This is a genomic window from Pseudomonas sp. LBUM1662 (assembly GCF_059695915.1).
This window is the reverse complement of sequence record NZ_CP166793.1, coordinates 175,872-196,375: the sequence shown is the minus strand read 5'-3', so window position 1 is coordinate 196,375 and position 20,504 is coordinate 175,872. Positions and strand designations below refer to the sequence as shown.

15 protein-coding genes are annotated in these 20,504 nt (G+C 61.7%); 2 read left to right on the top strand and 13 right to left on the bottom strand.

The window, feature by feature from the left end:
- Positions 1 to 3: 3 nt before the first annotated feature.
- From ACA049_RS00850 to ACA049_RS00815, 8 genes are all read right to left on the bottom strand, one after another.
- Positions 4 to 1,452, bottom strand: a complete 1,449-nt coding sequence (locus tag ACA049_RS00850) for an efflux transporter outer membrane subunit (protein WP_497332385.1) — start codon at positions 1,450 to 1,452, stop codon at positions 4 to 6.
- Positions 1,449 to 2,336 carry an efflux RND transporter periplasmic adaptor subunit gene (locus ACA049_RS00845; RefSeq protein ID WP_077747465.1) on the bottom strand — a complete coding sequence of 296 codons (888 nt, stop codon included), beginning with the start codon at positions 2,334 to 2,336 and terminating at the stop codon, positions 1,449 to 1,451. The genes ACA049_RS00850 and ACA049_RS00845 overlap by 4 nt, the downstream gene beginning before the upstream one ends.
- Entirely contained in the window at positions 2,333 to 2,542 is a 210-nt protein-coding gene (locus ACA049_RS00840) for a DUF1656 domain-containing protein (protein ID WP_008148151.1), read from the bottom strand. The genes ACA049_RS00845 and ACA049_RS00840 overlap by 4 nt, the downstream gene beginning before the upstream one ends.
- Positions 2,539 to 4,611, bottom strand: coding sequence for an FUSC family protein (locus ACA049_RS00835; RefSeq protein ID WP_497332383.1), 2,073 nt, complete (start codon positions 4,609 to 4,611; stop codon positions 2,539 to 2,541). The genes ACA049_RS00840 and ACA049_RS00835 overlap by 4 nt, the downstream gene beginning before the upstream one ends.
- Positions 4,608 to 5,036 carry a MarR family winged helix-turn-helix transcriptional regulator gene (locus tag ACA049_RS00830; RefSeq protein WP_497332381.1) on the bottom strand — a complete coding sequence of 143 codons (429 nt, stop codon included), beginning with the start codon at positions 5,034 to 5,036 and terminating at the stop codon, positions 4,608 to 4,610. Before ACA049_RS00830 ends, ACA049_RS00835 begins: the two co-directional genes overlap by 4 nt.
- A gap of 131 nt (positions 5,037 to 5,167) precedes the next feature.
- Entirely contained in the window at positions 5,168 to 6,643 is a 1,476-nt protein-coding gene (locus ACA049_RS00825; protein ID WP_497332379.1) for a Fic family protein, read from the bottom strand.
- Positions 6,644 to 6,823: 180 nt separating this feature from the next.
- Positions 6,824 to 7,069: a DUF2789 domain-containing protein gene (locus ACA049_RS00820; protein WP_109627202.1), complete on the bottom strand. Its 246-nt coding sequence runs from the start codon at positions 7,067 to 7,069 to the stop codon at positions 6,824 to 6,826.
- A 140-nt stretch (positions 7,070 to 7,209) separates the two neighbouring features.
- Positions 7,210 to 7,671: an aminoacyl-tRNA deacylase gene (locus tag ACA049_RS00815; protein ID WP_497332377.1), complete on the bottom strand. Its 462-nt coding sequence runs from the start codon at positions 7,669 to 7,671 to the stop codon at positions 7,210 to 7,212.
- Positions 7,672 to 7,868: 197 nt separating this feature from the next.
- On the opposite strand from ACA049_RS00815, the gene ACA049_RS00810 reads away from it, so the two are divergent.
- Positions 7,869 to 8,399 carry an NfeD family protein gene (locus tag ACA049_RS00810; protein WP_497332375.1) on the top strand — a complete coding sequence of 177 codons (531 nt, stop codon included), beginning with the start codon at positions 7,869 to 7,871 and terminating at the stop codon, positions 8,397 to 8,399.
- Between the two features lie 2 nt (positions 8,400 to 8,401).
- Entirely contained in the window at positions 8,402 to 9,160 is a 759-nt protein-coding gene (locus ACA049_RS00805; protein ID WP_497332373.1) for a slipin family protein, read from the top strand.
- A 156-nt stretch (positions 9,161 to 9,316) separates the two neighbouring features.
- On the opposite strand, the gene ACA049_RS00800 is transcribed toward ACA049_RS00805, so the two are convergent.
- From ACA049_RS00800 to ACA049_RS00780, 5 genes are read right to left on the bottom strand one after another with little or no spacing between them, the layout of a single operon-like run.
- Positions 9,317 to 10,294, bottom strand: coding sequence for a sulfotransferase family protein (locus ACA049_RS00800; RefSeq protein ID WP_497332371.1), 978 nt, complete (start codon positions 10,292 to 10,294; stop codon positions 9,317 to 9,319).
- Positions 10,282 to 11,067, bottom strand: a complete 786-nt coding sequence (locus tag ACA049_RS00795; protein ID WP_497332369.1) for an aspartyl/asparaginyl beta-hydroxylase domain-containing protein — start codon at positions 11,065 to 11,067, stop codon at positions 10,282 to 10,284. Before ACA049_RS00795 ends, ACA049_RS00800 begins: the two co-directional genes overlap by 13 nt.
- Complete coding sequence (cysC, locus tag ACA049_RS00790; protein ID WP_497332367.1) at positions 11,064 to 11,669, bottom strand: adenylyl-sulfate kinase; 606 nt, start codon at positions 11,667 to 11,669, stop codon at positions 11,064 to 11,066. The genes ACA049_RS00795 and cysC overlap by 4 nt, the downstream gene beginning before the upstream one ends.
- Positions 11,653 to 13,167, bottom strand: a complete 1,515-nt coding sequence (locus ACA049_RS00785; RefSeq protein WP_497332365.1) for a TolC family protein — start codon at positions 13,165 to 13,167, stop codon at positions 11,653 to 11,655. Before ACA049_RS00785 ends, cysC begins: the two co-directional genes overlap by 17 nt.
- A gap of 41 nt (positions 13,168 to 13,208) precedes the next feature.
- Complete coding sequence (locus ACA049_RS00780) at positions 13,209 to 20,501, bottom strand: Ig-like domain-containing protein (protein WP_497332363.1); 7,293 nt, start codon at positions 20,499 to 20,501, stop codon at positions 13,209 to 13,211.
- Positions 20,502 to 20,504: the final 3 nt, after the last annotated feature.

Sequence of the window (20,504 nt, the reverse complement as noted above, 5' to 3'; positions counted from 1 at the left end):
GCCTCAGGGTTTGCTGGTGTTAGTACCTTGCGTTCGTCCGCTTTCCCAGCCGCCGCCCAAGGCGAGGAACAAATCGATCTGGCTCATGGCAACTTGGGTGTTGGCGGAGGCCAGTTGCGCCCGCACATCGGTGTAAGTGCGGGTGGCTTGCAGGTCCGCCAGGAACGATGCGCGGCCGGCCTGGAAGAAGCGGTGGGTCTGGTCGGCGGCCAGTTGCGCCGACTGTTCGGCGTCGGCCAACGCATCGCGGCGTTGCAGCAGTGCTGAATACTGCGCCAGGCTGGTCTGGGTCTCGCGGATGGCGTTGAGCACCACGCCATCGAAATGCGCCAGCGTGCCCTGGGTCGTCGCTTCGGCCTCGCGGATTCGCGCCCGGGAGCCATTGGACGGCACGGTCCAGGTCAGCAACGGCCCGAAGCCCCAGCGATTGGTCGCCGGTTTGCCGAGGTTTTCGAGGATGCCGACGGTGCCAACGGTCGCGCCGATGCTGATGTCCGGGTACAACTCGCCCGTAGCGATGCCGATGCCGGCGGTCGCGGCCGCCAGTCGGCGCTCGGCCTGGCGCACATCAGGGCGGCGCTTGAGCATGGTTGCACCGTCGCCAACCGGCAACAATTGGGTGATTTTCGGCAGCTCGTTGCAGGTGGCGGTCCCGGCCGGCAATTGCTCGACCGGTTTGGCCAACAGCATCGACAAGCGGAACAACCCGGACTGGCGGGCCGCTTCATAACGCGGCATGTCAGCGCGCAAGGATTTGAATTGGGTTTGTGAACGGGTGACCTGGGTTTCGTCGCCGCGCCCGGCGTCGCGCAGACGCTGGATCAAAGTAGTGCCTTGAGCCTGCAGGTCGAGGGAATGCTGGGCGATTTCCTGCTCTTCATTGGCCGCGCACACTTGGGTGTAAGCCCGAACCACATCGGCCACCAACGTGATGCGTGCGGTATCGGCGGCGGCTTGAGTCGCATCGGCATTGGCCTTGGCCGCTTCGATCCCGCGTTGCAAGGTGCCGAACAGGTCGAACTGATACGAGGTGGTAATGCCGATATCGCCGACGTTGGCCACCGGCACTTTATCCGCCAGCAAGAACGCTTCGCCGGATTCCTGCAAACGCTGGGCGCCGATTTTCACGCCGCCACTCCAGCCGCCCGCCGCTTGCGCTTCGTCGACCTGGGCGCGGGCCCGTGAAAGGCTCGCCGCCGCCACGCGTAAATCGGTGTTGCTGGCCATGGCCTGCTGCACCAGTTGGTCCAGACGCGGATCCTGATACAGGCGCCACCAGTCGGCAGGCACCGGGGCCGACACGACATTTTTACCGTTCACCGCCAAGTCACCCTGCAAGTCTTCACGGTGAATGGCGGCCTCGTCCGGCAAGTGATAATCCGGCCCGACCACCTGACAGGCCGACAGCAGCAAGCCTAAGCCGACGACGGCCAAACCCGAGGCCCTGCTCATTTCGCGGGCTCCTGGGGTTGGTCATCCATGATCGAGACCGTGGCGGTGCGCCCGGCGATCATGCGGAAGTCCGCCGGCACATCGTCGAAGGCAATCCGCACCGGAATCCGCTGGGCCAGCCGTACCCAGCTGAACGCCGGATTGACGTTGGGCAACAGGTTGCTGCCGCTGCTGCGGTCGCGGTCCTCGATGCCGGCGACGATGCTTTCCACATGGCCGCGCAGACGCGCGCGGTCGCCGACCACGCGGATGTCGACGCTCTGGCCGACATGAATGCCGTCGAGTTTGGTTTCTTCGAAATAACCGTCGATGTGGAACGAATTGCTGTCCACCACCGACAACACCGGGCGCCCGGCGGTGACGAATTCCTGCGCACGCGGCGCGCGGTCGTTGACGTAGCCGTCCACCGGGCTGCGGATGGTCGAGCGGTCGAGGTTGAGCTGGGCGCTGTCCACCGCCACCTGAGCTTCCATCAAGGCCACTTCGGCGCGGGCCACGCGGGACTGGCTTTCTTCCAGTTGCTCGCCCGGCACCAGATTGCCGAGGCCGCGGTTACGCTTGGCTTCGCGTTGCGCCTGGGCCAGGGTTTCCTGGCGGTCGGCGACCGCTGCCTTGGCTTGGCGCAGAGCCAGTTTGAAACGGTCCTGATCGATGCTGAACAGCACCTGGCCGCGTTTCACCAACTGGTTGTCGCGCACTTGCACTTGCTGGATCAGCCCGGACACATCCGGCGCGATCTGCACGATGTCGGCACGGATGTGCCCGTCCCGGGTCCAGGGCGCGAACATGTAATACATCACCATGCGCCAGACCACGACGACGGCGAAGGTCACGATCAGCAGGGTCAGGACCACGCGACCGAGGGTCAAAAAAGGCTTTTTCATGTCATCAGGTATCGACTGAGTGAGTCCACGGCGCCGAGCAGCAAGGCGTAGAGAGCCACGTTAAACAATGCCCGGTGCCAGACCAGACGGTAAAAGTGCAGGCGCGTCAGCAATCCGTGCACCAACAGGAACAGCACGTACGTAATGCCCATCAGCACCAGCAGCGTGGGCAGGAACACCCCGCTGATATCCAGATCACCGATCATAAAGGCGCTCCATCGATGCCATGGGGCAGCGGTTCTTCGAGTTCGCCCGAGGCGACGAATTCCACCCCCGGCAGCAGCGACAGGCGCAGACCGCTCAGGGCATGCAGCAAGTGCAGACGCGCGCCGTCATCGCACTCGGTGTTGAGGGCGCGGCGGGTGCGGTCGAGGGTCATCAGCAGCGGGCTCGGTGCCGGCAATCGCTCGCCCGCCTTCAAGCATGCCTTGAAGTATTCGCCGACCTCGGCCACCACTTGATGCAGCAGCACTTGCGGCGTGCCGTGCACTCGCGGCGTATACGCGAGCAGGTCGAGCAAGTTCAGCGCTACGCGCACTTCCCGCAGCGCGATACCCGTGTCTTGCCCGGTCATGGCCAAGCGCGGCAGATGCTGCATCAGGCGATCGAGCATCTGTACGCCCAGGTGTCGGTGTTCGGCCAGCGTGGCCGGCTCGGTCAGGCTGACAATGTCGCGCCAGCTGAAACGGGTCAGACGTTTGGCCGCCAGTTCCGCACCGAACGGCCGGGCGATCAGGGTCCAGACGAAAGCGAACAGCAAGCCAACGGGGCCGGCCAGGTTGGAGTTGGCGAAGCTGAGAAAATCCGCGTCGTAAGCGCCCTGAATGCTGATGAACGACGAGGTGTTGACCAGGGTCAGCAGCATGCCCAGGTAAAACTGTGGCTTGACCGTCAGGGTGCCGATGCAAATGAACGGCACGGCAAACGCCAACACCAGCATCGGAAAGTCATGCAGGTTCGGCAGGACCAGGAACAGATAAAGGCTGGCAAACAACACCGACATCGCCGTCCAGAAGAAGAACCGGAAAATCTGCGGCGCCGGGTCGTCCATCGAGGCAAAGAAACTGCACGCCACCGCTGCCAGAATCACTGCCGCGCCGCCATCGGTCCAGCCGAGCAGAATCCACAGGACCGAGGCAACAATAATCGCGGTCACCGTGGACGCCGCCGAATAGAGCATCAGCCCCCGGTCGAGAAACGGCGACAGGCGACCCAGGCGCCAATGCCGATACACCGCGCGCCAGCTGTCCTGGCTTTCGCACTGAATGGCGTATTGCAGGCTGCGGCAGTCTTGCCACACATCGATCCACTCGCCGAGACGATACAACGCGTTGGAGAACAGCAACTGTTTGCGGTCATCCAGCGCTTCGGCGGACGGTTGCAGCGCTTCGAGCTGGTCTTTCAACGCCTGCCAGCGGCCGAGGTCGGCATCTTTGTGCTCCAGCCATTCGGTGGTCGCGGTCAGCAGCGGCGCGAACTTATCCACAAGCTCGGGCGTGCGTCGTTCGAGGGCGTAGAGCGCGTCGTCGAGGGCATCGATCACCGGCAACAAGTGAATCATTCGCCCACGCAGCTCTTTGGTATTGCGCACCGTCTGCGGCCGCGCGCCCTCGTGGGGCAATTGACCGATCATCAGCTCCAGGCTGTTGAAGGTCGCCACCATCGCCGAGCGCAAGGCGCTGACTTCGTCCGGCTGCACGTTGCGGCTGAGGAAACGCAGGCTGTAGGTCGAAGCATCGGCGAACCATTTGTTCACCGAATCGTTGAACACCGGCGCCAGCCGCCGTGGCCAGAACATCGCGCCGACCACGGCCGCCACCGCGATGCCGAGGAAGATTTCTTCGGTCCGCGCTTCCGCGACATCCCACACCGCCAACGGGTTATCCACCACCGGCAAGGCGATCAGCGGCAAGGTGTAACCGGCGAGCATCAGCGCGTAACTGTTGGCCGTGCGCAGATGCAGCGACAGGAACAGCAGCGTCCCGGTCCACAACGCGATCACCACCACCAGCACATAAGGGCTCTGGACAAACATCGGTACGAAAAAAACCGCTGCCGCCGCACCGAGAAAGGTGCCGACCGCGCGGTACAAGGCTTTGGAACTGGTAGGGCCGACAAACGGACTGGAGACGATATACACCGTGGCCATCGCCCAATACGGACGCGGCATTTGCATAAGCATCGCGATGTACAGCGCAATCATCGACGCCGCGAACGTGCGCACCCCGTAAAACCAGTCCCGCGCCGGAGGAACGCCGGTAAAAAATCCGCTCAAGGGTTGGCCACCGACGGCGGATTGGCCGCTTCAAAGGCTCTCAGCACCCGCAACGTCGCTTCCAGATCACTGCGGTCGATGCCTTCGAGCACTTCGTTGCGCAAGCGCACCAGCTCGATCTCGACAGCCTGCACCAACTCCCGGCCGGTTTCCGTCAGGCTCAGGCATTTGGCGCGGCGATCATGGATGTCTTCGGTGCGACGAACATAGCCGGCATGACACAACTGATCGAGCAGACGCACCAGCGACGGACTCTCCATCCCCGCCGCCTGCGCCACCGTCACCTGCCGCACACCCTCGCCCAGACGCCCGATCATCAACAACGGGACGGCACAGGCTTCGGAAATTCCATAGTTGACCAGCGTGGTCTGGCAGATCTTCCGCCAATGCCTCGCGGCCACCACCATGGAGCTGCTGATGTTCATCTGGAGAGCGTCGAGGGTTTTCGGCACGAGGGGAAATACACACTGTTAGTTTGCTAACTATCAATATGGCATTGGTGGGGAAAGTTGGTCAAGTTTTGAAACAATTCTATGACCAGAGGGAAGCTTGCCCTTTAGCCATCACCCAACAATCTTCCAGCTTCTCCCTCAATAAAATCTAAAACCTCCTCCGACACGCTGTACTGAAACTGCTTGCGACGGTGTTTCGAAACCTTGCCGTCGTTGTCCAGGCACATCATCACCAGCTTCGACAGATCACTGCCCCGTACATCAAAACGCTGATTGACCGCTTTGATCACACGGTCGTATCGGTCCAGGAACTCGGTCTCCTCCCGCAGTTCGATTTCCAGCGCACGGCGTGCCATCTGCAACGTGAATTCGACGCAACGGGTGGCATCCCAGAAGCGATAAATTGACGGGTGGCCGATGAATTCGAAGGCCATTTGATCGGCGTCCAGCCAAGTGACGTTCCAGAAGTCGCGAGCAGGTTTGGAGAAGTCTTTCAGCGCTTCCAGATAGTTTGCCTCCTCGTGTTTCATGGCGACGGAAACGGGCAGCAGTAACCCATTTTCCAAGGCACCGGAATGGCAAAGAGTCTGGTGAATCAAGAAACGCGAAAGTCGACCATTGCCGTCCATGAACGGATGAAGGAAGACAAATCCGAACGCGGTAACGGCAGCCGCTACGAGTGGATCGACTTGCCTTGATGACTGATTGGCAAAGGTCATCAACTCATCCATCAGTTCACGGCACAGTTCCGGTGCGGGTGGGACATAGCTGACCCCGGCAGCGCCCCGCAAGCCGTTGTGCAAGTGATTCTGTTCATGGCGAAACAGGACAGCTTTATCGAAAGGATTGGAAACAGTGCTGTTCTGCAGCTCGACCAGATAGTCTTCATTCAACTCACTCCCTTCATGAGCCTGGCGCAGCAGTTGAACGAAGCGGCGCGACTTTTCTTCGCTGGGCTCTTCTTTCTCGATGGCGAAGGAATCGCGGGTTTCGTACAGGTAAGCCCAGTTGATGGCTCGGTCCATCATTTCAGGGGGCAATGTCGCCATAAAGGCTTTAGCTCGGCCGAGAATGTCGAGACGGAGCAGGGCTTCGAGTTCAGGCGTTCTTTCAACGGTAGCGCAGTAGCGCAGAGAGCCAAGCCCATTGAACTCAATACGCCAACGCGTATTTCTGACAATCGGGCCAGTTACATAACGTGCGGGGTCGAAAAGCGGCGCAAACCTGCTGTTTATCGGGATTGCATAATCGAGTCGTCGATTCGTCAACTCTTCCCAGAGGAAGCAGGCCTTTCGAATAAAGACGCCATTCGGTGCTTTTGCCAGTTCTTGAAGCAATTGCTCGGCAACAACAGCCTCAAGCGCGGCGGCCAGAATTCCGAGGTTGATGCCTTCGTGCTTAAGCGCAAAAAAAATGTGTTCAAGGATCGAATCGGTTGCCGGTGCGACTGATTGAGGAACAGCCAGGCAATTTCCAATCATCGAGATGCGCGTGACTGGTTTGACCATAGCCATACGCGTCGGCGCGATAACTTTGAGTTTTAAAGCATCATGCAGGTGTGCGTATCCAACGAGGGGCATTGTACTCGTCCACAGAAAAAGTTCACAAACGCGATTACAGCCCAGATTTGTGCAGCGCCTGTAAGTTTTTTGCACATTTCGGTCGTTTCGCTAAGATTTTTACACCCCGTAAGCGATTAAACAGAGAGGCGATTTGTGGGACACCGCGCGTCGCATCGATATCCCTAGAACTCCTCGGATTTACACCCCCCGCCCCTTCCTCATCAGCACATCCAGTTGATCCACCACTTCCGCCCAATCCGCATCATCCAGAATCTCCTCCCGCAATAACTGCGCTTGGCCCTCGCTCCAGAAAAATGCATCGGCCAAATGCAATTCGGGTTTGAGCGGTGAATGGGTGGCGATGAATTTATCGATGCTTTCGGCGTCGTCCGGCAGGCCGAGTTGTTTGAACAGGGAAGGGAGGGTGTGGGTTGGGGATTCCATGTCTGGCTCCTGTTTATGGCAAATGATGGGGGTGACTGCTGCGCAGTCATTCGCGGGCAAGCCTCGCTCCTACAGGTGTCAACGTGATCCTGTAGGAGCGAGGCTTGCCCGCGATGACGGTATCACTGACGTCGCAAAACTTATTGGCTCAATTCACGCACCTCCGCATGCGGCACCATTTTCAGAAACTGCGGCATTTCCATGTGCAGCAGATTGGTGTGGTTGCCGGCTTCCAGGTAGATGTCTTTCTGCCGGGTCAGTAGCGGATCGATGACCACGTCGAGCCCATAGGCCTCGCCAAGGGCTGGCACGGCGCCGCGTTCACAGTCATCGAACAGGTGCGGCAGGTTGCTTTCCCGGGAGACTTGCCATTCGCCACTGCTGCGCACTTTGCTCAGGTCCAGATGGCGGCTGGCGGGCAGCACAGCCATCAGGAAATGCCCGTGTTTGTCGTCGAGGATGACCGACTTGGCCACTCGTTCGGCAGAGATGCCCGCAAGCCGCGCGGTTTCAAGGCTGCTGGCCGAGTGTGGATGGGAAATGAGGTCATATTTGCATTGAGCCTGATCCAGGCTTGTCTGCAGGGTTCTTGCCATACGCATGATGCACCTCGGTGTCCGCAACAACGTTTTGGCGGACGATGGTTAAACCTTTTTACACCTCTAAAGTCTAGGCCCGCTGGGGGATTGCGCAGGGAAATCTGCCCATCGGCGGACGTCAACAACTGGTCAAAATTCGTACAATCCACAGCTCAGCTAGACTGTATAAAGAACCATCAATGACTCTCCCGGAGGGTCACGTGAACACTCGTTGCTGTGCTGTTGCGCTGTTGTTGGCCTTGAGCGGATCGGCCTTCGCGGCGGACACCGTCGTCCTGCTGGCCCCCAACCCCATGGGGATCTGGTTGATCACGTTCGGTATCGCATTCCTGATCGCCGAAGCGGCGCTGCCCAATTACGGCGTGATCGGGTTGGGCGGCATTGTGATGTTCGTGATCGGCGCGGTGATCCTGACCAACACCGAGGTGCCTGTGCCGTTGATGATCGGCCTCGGCCTGATCAGCGCCCTGCTGCTGGTTTTCCTGCTGATCCACGCCCTGAAAACCCGACCGCGCGAAAACGTCAGTGGCGATGCCGGACTGGTGGGCAGCGTGACCCCGGTGATGTCGCTGGCCGGCAATGACTACAACGGTTGGGTGCATCTGCAAGGAGAGAAGTGGCAAGTCCTCAGCACCACGCCGCTGCAACCGGGGCAAAAAGTCCGGGTGGTGGCACGCAAGGGATTACTGCTGGAAGTGGCCGCAGCTGATGCGGCGTCAAATGGAGAATAGACATGGGCCTGCAACTGGGTTTTGCCGCGCTGCTGTTACTGCTGATCGCGCTGGCGGGGTCGACTTTCCGCATCCTGCGCGAATACGAGCGCGGAGTGGTCTTCCAGCTCGGGCGCTTCTGGCAGGTCAAGGGCCCGGGCCTGATCCTGTTGATTCCGGTGGTCCAGCAAATGGTCCGCGTCGACCTGCGCACCGTGGTCCTCGACGTACCGCCACAAGACGTGATCACCCGCGACAACGTCTCGGTCAAGGTCAACGCGGTGCTGTATTTCCGCGTGCTCGATCCGCAGAAAGCCATCATTCAGGTCGAAGACTTCCTCATGGCCACCAGCCAACTGGCCCAGACCACATTGCGGGCGGTGCTCGGTAAGCATGAACTCGATGAACTGCTGGCCGAACGGGAACGGCTGAACATCGACATCCAGCAAGTGCTCGACGCCCAGACCGATGCCTGGGGCATCAAAGTGGCGAACGTCGAGATCAAGCACGTAGACCTCAACGAATCGATGGTCCGCGCCATCGCCAAACAGGCTGAAGCGGAGCGTGAACGCCGGGCCAAGGTGATCCACGCCGAAGGTGAATTGCAGGCTTCGGAAAAACTCATGCAAGCGGCAGAAATGCTCGGCCGTCAGCCGGGGGCGATGCAGTTGCGGTATATGCAGACGCTGAGTTCGATTGCCGGGGACAAGAGTTCGACCATTGTCTTTCCTCTGCCGATCGAGTTGCTCAAGGGGATGGCGGATTTGTCGGCCAAACCTTGAGGGCCCCAAAAGATCGCAGCCTCGTTTCACTCGACAGCTCCTACAGGGGATCGAATTCCAATGTAGGAGCTGTCGAGTGAAACGAGGCTGCGATCTTTTGACCTTCCACACAAACCCCAACGTCAGCCGGGTAGATTGGCGGTGAATTGACTACCGCTATCGCGGGCAAGCCGCGATGGCGCCAGCACTGTCAACACATGACCTGGCAACCAGCGCCTCATAAGGCACCCGCGCCCAACACTCCACCCGCTCAAGCAACAACGTCGAAGCCTCACGACGCTTCTCATCGCCGTCCCCGACAAACACCGCTGAAGGCTGTTTGGCATGCAGCCCCACCGCTGCAAACACTTGCTCACGCTGCAACTCATCCAACCCGAAAAACCCGGCCAACCGCCCCGCCATTGCGCCGGGCAATTCACTGTAATTCACCGCCAATCCACCAAACGCCCGACATTGCGCCAACCCCGATTCCAGCAACCGCCCCAACCGCCGCGCAATGAAATCCTCTCGACTGTCGAACGGCAATTCGTCATCCAGCCCACTCGCCCCAATCATGCCCGGCACCATCTGCATGCCCGGTCGGCGTAGATGGGAAACGGCGATTTCCAGCGGATCGCGGTACACAAACAACCAAGGCGTGTCGGGAAAACAGTCGCGCAACAAGGGCAATTCAGCAATGTTCCAGGCATCGAGTTTGATCACCAGCCGCTGCTCGATACCGAGCCGCCGCTGACCATAGGCAGACAACAACCCTTCGATAGCGGCACGTCGTTCGACGGCTGGTAAACCACTGCGCAACAAGGCATCCAGCGGCGGCGGTTCGCTGATCACGATGTGGTTGTCGAGTTGCGCGAGCATCTGACTGATGAGGGTCGAGCCGCAGCGCGAAGCGTGAAAAATGAATGCACTTGGCGCCAGACCGGGACTGCACACTTGCCAATCAGTGAGGACTGACAAGGGCGTTTGCCGACGAAACGCCTGGTTGAACGGCAACCGTAGCGCCTCTTCCACGGCATCACGAAAAAACGGCTGATGCAGCGGCGTATCGCCGAACCAGCACCAATCCACCTGCCACTCGCCGGCCTGCTGCCAGACCCGAATCGGCAGCCAGCCGTCCAGGATCAGGCGTTCCATTGTTCATTCCAACGGCGACGGCCGTTGCGCATCGCGGCACGCAGTTCTTCCCGAGAAAATTCCAGGCCTCGCTCAGCCGCCAGTTCTAGCGTACGAGTGATGAACACCTCAGTGTCCTGTAAGCCCTGTAGGGTCTTCGACAGTTGCGAATCACTGGCCACTAACCGCTGAAATTTCAGCAAAGCTCCGTCCCCGATATCAGGCAAAGGCGTGGTCCGTAACCCCTCGAAAATCGACTGTTCCAGCCAACCCCCCGGCCGGCAATCGAGCACCAGATGAATCCGTGCCGAACGGTCCCGATTGTCCACCCGATGGGGCCGCGACAGATCGAGAAACCAGCACTCTCCCGCAAGCATCGGCATGCGCTGACCGTCCAGCATGAAGTCCACTTGAGGCGGGCTGAGCAAAGGAATGTGCAGGCGCAAATCGGCATCTGGCCCGCCAAGATCGTAGTCACGATGTTCGTGAATCTGCCCGCCCGGGCCGAGCCGCAGCAGGCGTGCGCTGACAATTTCCAACGGCAGTTCGCGCAAGCCCTGCTGCCATCGCAAATCCCGCAACCAAGGCGCGCGCAACAGCGGCGCGCCCTGACCCGGAGACAGCTCCGTCAACGCATCCGCCGCCGAAATCAGCGCCACGCCGCTCCAGTCCCCGGCGTAGTAATCGCTGTTGAAATGCGCGCGCCACGCGTCTTCTCCAATCGCCGCCAACGCCTGCAACAACAGCGGCAAATCTACCGCCACCGGCAAGCGGGAAAAAGCCGGTCGGCTCATCGCTTCGGCAGCACCGCACACTCGCCGAGCCAGGTCAGCAAGCGGTCAAGACAGGCCTCAACCGACTGCTCGCCGGTGTCGAGCACCAAGGACGCGGACGGCGGCGGTTCATAGGGCGCAGACACACCGGTAAACCCCGCCAGATCACCACGACGCGCCCGCGCATAATGGCCTTTGGGATCGCGCTGTTCGCACACCGCCAACGAAGCGCTGCACCAGACTTCGCGGTAATCCTCACCCAAGCGCCGAGCGAACACCTCACGCAACTCCACCAGCGGCGCGATCATCGCGAGGATCACAATCTGCCCGTTCTCCACCAGCAGCGCCGCCACTTCACTGGCGCGACGGATGTTTTCCAGGCGATCACTGTCGGTAAAACCGAGATCGCGATTGAGCCCGACCCGAAGCCCATCACCATCAAGCACCACACTTTGCACACCGAGTTCAAACAGCTCGGCGTGCAGCGCCTGGGCCAGCGTCGATTTACCCGCTGCCGGCAAACCGGTCAGCAGGATCGCGGCGCCGTGATGACCATTGCGGGTCTCCCGTTGTTCGCGATTGATGCTCGCGGTCGGCACCCGAAGGTTATTGGACCGGAGCATGGGCCACCGGCACAGTGATGTTGCCCGAGGCCCACGCCGCTTCGCGGTTGGCCAGTGCGGTAGCGATGGACTGGACTTCGGTGGATTGCACCTCATCCGGCATCGGGTCGAGGCCGGCGCTGGCGAAGATCTGGCCGTAGGCGTTGCGCAGATCGGCGTAGGACAGGTCCCGGCGCAAATCCGCCTGCAACGTGTTCAATTCACCCTGGATCAGGTCCAGCTCACCGAGGCTCGCCGCCTGATGGCGGTTACGCAACTGCCCCAGAATTTGCCCGTCGATGCTCGACAATTCCTGATTGGTCTGGAACTGATGCAACGCTTCCTGGTAGTTGGCGTTGGCCACATAGAGCTGGGCCAGCACCGCGATGGACATGGCCTGACGCCGCGCCTTGGCGACTTCTTCGCCGGCCTTGGCCACGTTGATCGCGGCCGGTGCGGAAATCACGTTGAACAGGTTCCAGGTCAATTTCACCCCGTAGTCGGCCCACTTGTCGTTGACCAGAAACGAGTTGCTGTCGTAATGCCCGCCGGCCGAAAACTCCAGCCCCGGCAACAGCCGCAGCATGGCTTTACGGGTTTCGGCGGTGCTGATGCGGGTCTGGTAATCCTGTTCGCGCAGTTCCGGACGGCTCGCCAGGGCCTCATGTTCGAGGCTGGCCATGCCGACCTTCAGCTGCGGAATCGAGTAGTCATCCGGCGTCGCCAGTTTCAGATCGGTGCCCATCGGCAGGTTAATCAGGGTCGCCAGTTCGGTTTTGGCCAGTGACAGCGCCCGGCGCTGCTCTTGCAACTGGCGGGTCGCCTCGATCAGCGAACGCTGGTAACCCAACGCCTGAATCGGATCGCCGATGCGCTGTGTGCTCATGCTTTGGCTGTTGCTGCGTGCCGTATCGACCCGGGCCATCAGGCTGTCGATCTGCGTGAGCAAACGTTCGGCCGCCACCGCTCGCCAATAGGCCGAGCGTACGTCCTGGACGATGGTGTTGATCACCTTGCGCCGACGTTCCTGAACGATCAGTCGTTGGTCGCCCTGCTGCTTGGCGCTGATGTAACTGACGCCGAAGTCGAGGACGTTCCACACCATGGTCAGGTCGGCGACCCGGCGGTCGCGGTCCTGAGAGGTCGACGGTTCCAGGGACTGGGTGTCGGTCAGCACACTCTGGCTGCTGGAGGCGCTGACGTTGCTGCGTCCGGCATAGCCTGCCGCCAGGGCCATGCGCGGCAGCATGTCGAAACTGGCGAGGTCGAGTTGGCGCTTGGCCAACGCCTCTTCCATGATCTTGAGCCGGCCTTCGAGGTTGTACTTCACCGCGCGAGCCATGGCCTGGTGCAGGGTCAGCGGACCACTGAGGGGCTCCTGACCGGTGTACATATTCTGCAGATCGCTCTTGGCGCGCTGTTCGCTGACGCTGCGTTCGATCGGTTCACTTTTGACGGCACATCCGCTTATCGCAAGCGCCAGCAGGCTGGCGCCGAACAACATGTGACTTCTATTCATCCTTGACTGCCCCTGGGTGCTGCACTGGTTTTATGGTTTTTTCAGGCCTGCATTTCGCTGATACCGACCTGTTTCAACGCTGCGGCCAGGCTGTCGACCTGCCGTTGCTCGGTGTCTTTGAGTTGCTGCAATTGCTGGTTCAGCGTCAACGCGCCAAACACACCGCGCAGTCCTTGGGAAACATCCGAGCCCCTGATCGAATGACTGCCGAAAGAGTTCAGCTCGCCTCGCTCACTGCCGGTGTCCTGATTGAACAGGCTCGACAGCGTGCTGGTGCTGAACACCCCGCCATCGCCGCCACCAAAGCCGAGGAAGCCCTGGCCTGAGCCGTCACCACCGCTGTCGCTGCTGCTGAACACCTGAGCGATGAAGCTTGGCGAGAGCGCGCCACGGTTGATGAAAATGTCCCCCAGTGGGCGGATGCCGTTGCCGATAACCCGTTGTTCGAACAGCGGCGTGAAGGTCAACGGCGAACCAAGATCCCCCGTGGGCGCAGTGAAGATGATCGGCTGCAATGGCACGTTTGGCTGATCGGGCAGCGTCACCGGCTCGGTAACCCGGAACTCCGGATCCGCCGACACCACCACAATCGGCGACGACGGCACCGACACGGTGTTGATCGCATAACTGTTCGACTGGCTGGTGCCGCTGCCGGCATTGCCCGAACCGTCACTGATACCCGCGATGTTCAGGCTGATTGCGTTGTTGCCGTTGCTGATGTTGCTGGTGGGTGTCAGCGTCGCGGTCCAGGTTGTGCCGCCGTCGCTGCTCGACAGGTTGGACAACGTGCCGTTGGCCACGCTGATGTCGGACAGGTCGAAACCGCTCACCGCCTCATTGAAAGTGAAGGTCACCAGCGACGTCTGGCCGACCCCAAGGTTCGGGTTGGCAACGACGATGGTGGCGGTCGGCCGTTCGCCGTCGATGGCGTAATTGTTGGAGACCGCGATGCTGCTGCCTGTGTTGCCGGCCAGGTCCGTGACATTGCTGGTGTCGAGGGCAATGAAGTTGCTCGGGTCGGACAGGTTCGCGGTTGGTGTGAAAGTCGCGGTCCATGTCTTGCCGCCGTCGCTGCTGGCCAGGTTGCTCAACTCGCCGTTGGTCACGCTCAGATCCGACAAGTCGAAATCGCTCACCGCCTCGCTAAAGGTGAAGGTCACCAGCGTCGTCTGGCCAATGCCCAGATGCGGATTGGCGACCACGATAGTCGCCGTCGGGCGCGTGGCATCAAGGGCATAATTGTTGGAGATGGCAATCGCGGCACCGGCGTTGCCTGCCGCGTCGGCGACGTTGCCGGTGTCGAGCAGGATCAGGTTGGTGGTGTCGTTGATGTTCGCCGTCGGCGTCAGGGTCGCGGTCCAGGTCTTGCCGCCGTCACTGCTGGCCAGGTTGGACAGCACACCGTTGGCCACGCTGAGGTCCGACAAGTCGAAACCGGACACCGCTTCGCTGAAAGTGATGGTGACCGTAGTGGTCTCACCGATGCCCAGGCGAGTGTCCGCGACCACAATGGTCGCGGTCGGCCGCGCCGTGTCGATGGCGTAGTTGTTGGAATCGGTCACGCCCACGCCGCTGTTGCCTGAGGCGTTTTGCACACCGCTGTTGTCGAGGCTGATCAGGTTGGTGCTGTCCGTCACGTCGACCGTTGGCGTGAAGGTCGCGGTCCAGGTGACGCCGCCGTCGCTGGACGACACATTGCTCAACGTGCCGTTGGCGATGGTCAGGTCGGCGTTGCTGAAGCCGCTGACCGCTTCCGAGAACGTAATGGTCACACCCGAGGTTTCACCAGCCTTGAGGGCGTTGTCGGCGATCACGATGGTCGCGGTCGGCACCTGGGTTTCCACCACGTAGTTGGCGGAGTTGGTGGTGCCCGTGCCGGCGTTGCCTGCCACATCGGTGATTCCGGTGTTGTTCAGGGTGATGAGGTTAGTCGCATCGGTCACACCGAGGGTCGGGGTGAAGGTCGCGGTCCAGGTGATCCCGCCGTCGCTGCTGCTGACTGCGCTCAACGTGCCGTTGGCGATGCTCAAATCACTGTTGTCGAAACCGCTGACCGCCTCGCTGAAGGTGATGGTCACCAGCGCGGTTTCGCCCGGTTTCAGCGTTGTGTCGCTCAACACGATGGTGGCTGTCGGGCGCTGGCTGTCGATGGCGTAGTTGTTGGAATCGGTGGTACCGCTACCGGCGTTGCCCGCCAGGTCCTGAATGCCAGTGTTGTCCAGGGTTACGATGTTGCTGGTGTCGGTGATGCCGGCCGCCGGCGTCAAGGTGGCGGTCCAGGTGATGCCGCCATCGCTGCTGCTCACGGCCGTCAACGTACCGTTGGCAATGGTCAGGTCGGCGTTGGTGAAACCGCTCACTGCCTCGCTGAAAGTAATGGTTACCAGGCTGGTCTGGCCAACGCCCAGCGCTGCGTCGGCCACGACGATAGTCGCCGTCGGGCGCACGGTGTCGATGGCGTAGTTGTTGGAATCGGTGCTGCCGATACCGGCGTTGCCCGAGGCGTTTTGCACGCCGCTGTTGTCCAGGGTGATCAGGTTGGTCGTGTCGGTGACGCTGGTGGTCGGCGTGAACGTCGCCGTCCAGGTAATGCCGCCGTCGCTGCTGCTCACCGCGCCCAGGGTGCCGTTGGCAATCGTCAGGTCGGCGTTGCTGAATCCGGTTACCGCCTCGGAGAAGGTGATGGTCACCAGCGAGGTTTCGCCGATTTTCAGTGCGTTGTCGGCGACCACGATAGTCGCGGTCGGAATCACGGTATCGATCGTGTAGTTGCTGGAGTTGGTGGTGCCAGTGCCCGCATTGCCGGCGAGGTCAGCCACGCCGGTATTGGCCAGGGTGATGACGTTGCTCGAGTCATTCACACCCACGGTGGGGGTGAAGGTCGCGGTCCAGGTGATACCGCCATCGCTGCTGCTCACCGCCGTCAACGTGCCGTTGGCAATGCTCAGGTCGGCGTTGGTGAAACCGCTGACCGCCTCGGAGAACGTAATGGTCACCAGCGACGTTTCGCCAGCACTCAAGGTTGTGTCTGCCAGGACGATGGTCGCGGTCGGACGTAACGTATCGATCGCATAGTTGATGGAATCGGTGGTGCCGCTGCCGGCGTTGCCGGACAGGTCCACGACCCCGGTGTTGTCCAGGGTGATGAGGTTGGTCGTGTCGGTGATGCTGGCGCTCGGGGTAAAGGTCGCCGTCCAGGTGATGCCGCCGTCGCTGCTGCTTACGGCCGTCAACGTGCCGTTGGCGATGGTCAGATCGGCGTTGGTGAAACCGCTGACCGCCTCAGAGAAGGTGATCGTGACCAGCGAGGTTTCGCCGATTCTCAGTGCCGTGTCCGCCACCACGACCGTAGCCGTCGGACGCACGGTGTCGATCGCGTAGTTGTTGGAATTGCTGGTGCCGCTGCCGACGTTGCCGCTGCTGGCTGCCTGCACGCCGCTGTTGTCGAGGACGATCAGGTTGGTCGCGTCGGTGATGCTGGTGGTCGGCGTGAAGGTCGCGGTCCAAGTGATGCCGCCGTCGCTGCTGCTCACGGCGGTCAACGTGCCGTTGGCAATCGTCAGGTCGGCGTTGGTGAAACCGGTCACCGCCTCGGAGAAGGTGATGGTCACGAGGGACGTTTCGCCGATTCTCAGCGCGTTGTCGGCGACCACAATGGTGGCGGTCGGCAGCACGGTGTCGATCGTGTAGTTGCCGGAGTTGCTGGTGCCGCTACCCGCATTGCCGGACAGGTCGGCCACGCCCGTATTGGCCAGGGTGATGACGTTGGTCAGGTCATTCACGCCAACGGTCGGGGTGAAGGTCGCGGTCCAGGTAATGCCGCCGTCGCTGCTGCTCACGGCGGTCACCGTGCCGTTGGCAATCGTCAGGTCGGCGTTGGTGAAACCGCTCACTGCCTCGGAGAAGGTGATGGTCACCAGCGAGGTTTCGCCCGCGGTCAGGGTGGTATCGGCCAGCACGATCGTAGCGGTTGGACGCAACGTATCGATCGCGTAGTTATTGGAATCGGTGGTGCCGCTACCGGCGTTGCCCGACAGATCCGCAATCCCCGTGTTGTCCAGTGTGATCAGGTTGGTCGTGTCGTTGATGCTGGCGCTCGGGGTAAAGGTTGCGGTCCAGGTGATGCCGCCGTCGCTGCTGCTCACGGCCGTCAAGGTGCCGTTGGCGATCGTCAGGTCGGCATTGGTGAAACCGCTCACCGACTCCGAGAAGGTGATCGTGACCAGCGAGGTCTCGCCGATTTTCAGCGCGTTGTCCGCAACCACGATGGTTGCCGTCGGCCGCACGGTGTCGATGGCGTAGTTGTTCGAATCGGTGGTGCCGCTGCCGGCGTTGCCCGCCAGGTCGCTGACCCCGGTGTTGTTCAGCGTGATGAGGTTGGTCGTGTCGGAAATGCTGGCGGTCGGCGTGAACGTCGCGGTCCAGGTGATGCCACCGTCGCTGCTGCTCACGGCCGTCAACGTGCCGTTGGCGATGCTCAGGTCGGCGTTGGTGAAACCGCTCACCGCCTCGGCGAAAGTGATGGTCACCAGCGAGGTTTCGCCGATTTTCAGCGCGTTGTCTGCCACCACGATGGTTGCCGTCGGACGCAATGTATCGATGGCGTAGTTGTTGGAATCGGTGGTGCTGCTGCCGGCGTTGCCCGCCAGGTCAGCGACCCCGGTGTTGTTCAGGGTGATCAGGTTGGTCGTGTCGTTAATGCTGGCGGTCGGTGTGAAGGTCGCCGTCCAAGTGATGCCGCCGTCGCTGCTGCTCACCGCCGTCAAGGTGCCGTTGGCAATCGTCAGGTCAGCATTGGTGAAACCGCTGACGGCTTCGCTGAAGGTGATGGTGACCAGCGAGGTCTCGCCGATTCTCAGTGCCGTGTCGGCCACCACAATGGTCGCGGTCGGGCGCACGGTATCGATGGCGTAGTTGTTTGAATCGGTGGTGCCACTGCCGGCGTTGCCGGCCAGGTCGGCGATTCCGGTGTTGTCCAGGGTGATCAGGTTGGTCGCATCGGTGATGCTGGCGGTCGGCGTGAACGTCCCCGTCCAGGTGATGCCGCCATCGCTGCTGCTTACGGCCGTCAAGGTGCCGTTGGCGATCGTCAGGTCGGCATTGGTGAAACCGGTCACGGCCTCGCTGAAGGTGAAGGTCACCAACGAGGTTTCGCCGACCCGCAGCGCGGTGTCGGTGAATACGATGCCGACGGTCGGACGCAAGGTATCGACGACGTAGTTATTGGAGTTGGTGGTACCGACGCCGGCAGTGCCCAAACCGTTGATCACCCCGGTGTTGTCCAGGGTGATGAGGTTGGTCGTGTCGGAAATGCTGGCGGTTGGCGTGAAGGTTGCCGTCCAGGTGATGCCGCCGTCGCTGCTGCTCACCGCCGTCAACGTGCCGTTGGCAATCGTCAGGTCGGCGTTGGTGAAACCGGTCACGGCTTCGGAAAAAGTGATCGTTACCAACGACGTTTCGCCGATTCTCAGGGCGGTGTCAGCGACCACAATGGTCGCGGTCGGTGGCGGCGCATACGCGGTGTTGAGTACACCGCCGTCGTTGAAGATGGTCGAAACGGCGGTCGGCGAAGTGCCGGTTGTCCCGCCGCCCAACGCAGCACCACCGGCACCACTGCCCGCGGCATTGCCGGCCAGTGCCGCGAAGTTGGCGGCGGTCATCAACAGCGTGCCTTTGTTCCAGATCGCGCCGACGCCCCGGCCGCCGATGCCGCCATTGGAGGCATTGCTGCCGTAACCACCACCGCCGCCGCCACCACCGCCGGCACCAATGTTGTTGGTAATGCTCGACGTGCCGATGATGGTCAGGGTGCCGGTGGAAGCGTTGTAGATCCCGCCCGCCGCGTTGCCGCCGGCGCCACCGACCTTGTCCCAGCCGGCGCCGCCGCCACCGCCTCCAATGGAAATCGTGCCATTGGTCGCCGTCGCACCGTTGCCGCCGTTGCTGTAATAGGAAACCCCCACGCCGCCCGCGCCGCCGGTGCTGGTGCCGCCGCGACCGCCCATGTGGGTCGCGTCATAACCGCCGCCATAGCCACCGGCATTGGCGCTGCCCGCCTGGCCGCCCAACGTGCCGGTGCCCGGGCCAGCCGAGCCACCATGCCCGCCGCTCTGGCCACCCAGGCCGCCGCCGCCACCGCCACCGCCGCCGTAATTCGCTGGCGTCACACCGCCGCCACCACCGCCACCGGAAGCGGCATTGGAGGTCACGCTGACGTTGTTCAGGGTCAGGATGCCGGCGTTGAAAATCCCCCCGGCCATTGCACCCGTGGCGCCGTAGCCACCGTTGCCACCCGTGCCCGCCACCAGGCCACGGGTAATCACCAGGCCATCAAGGGTCACGGTTCTGCCCGCGACAATTTCAATCACTCGGGTCCGGTACTGACCATCGAGAATCACGTCAGCCGCGCCGTCGTTGTTCAGGTCGCCATCGACGGTGATGTTCTTGTTGATCAGCAGTTCGGACGTCAATTGCACTGTCATGCCGCTGCTGAACGTGACGATATCGCCGTTCTGCGCCGAGGCGATGGCGGCACGCAACGAGCCGACACCCGTGTTGGCGTTGTTGGTGGCGGTCCAGGTCGCCAGGCCCCACTGATACTCACTCATGGCCGTGGTCGACAGCACGTTGGCGCTTTCGATGTTGCCGGTGACAATTTCCAGATCCCAGTCGCCACCGACCCCGGTACGGTTGCTGGACGCTGCCACATCACGGCCGGTCAATTGCGCCAGCGAGTCGACAAAACTCAAGCCGCGCTCACCTTCGGCGGTGTAGCAGCCGTAGATCATGATGTCGCCGCCGGCATTCATGTCCTTGCCGATGTCCGCCAGCACCGCACTGCGGGCCGCGACGTTGTCGGCCGACAGATAGCTGTCGCCCAGCCACAGATCGCCCGCGTTGCCGTGGGCAATAATCTGCACGGAGCTGACGCCCTGATGGGTGTCCAGATAATCGGCAATCTGTTGCAAGCCGTCCCGGCTCGCGTCCAGCTGAACCACTTGGGTGCCGGGCGCCACGCCTTTGAGCAGGCTGTCGGCATCCTTGACCCGGGAATCGACGAACACCACGCTCTGGCCGGGCACGGCAACGGGTGCTGTGGCGGGCGCGGCGTCTGCCTGGCCGTGGGTGTCCTTGCTGGCGACCGGCTGATCGGTCGCGGGCGCTTTCGCGGCGTCGGTCGTGGGATGGCTGTCAGGCTGGGCGGCATCCGCTACCGTGGCCGCGACCGCGCCGTCGAACAGCATTCGCGGCTCCAGCGACATGATCATCGGCGAGGCCAGTGCCCGTGCCCGTGCGCCTTGGGTAACCCGCGACTTGCCTTTGCTCCACCACATGCT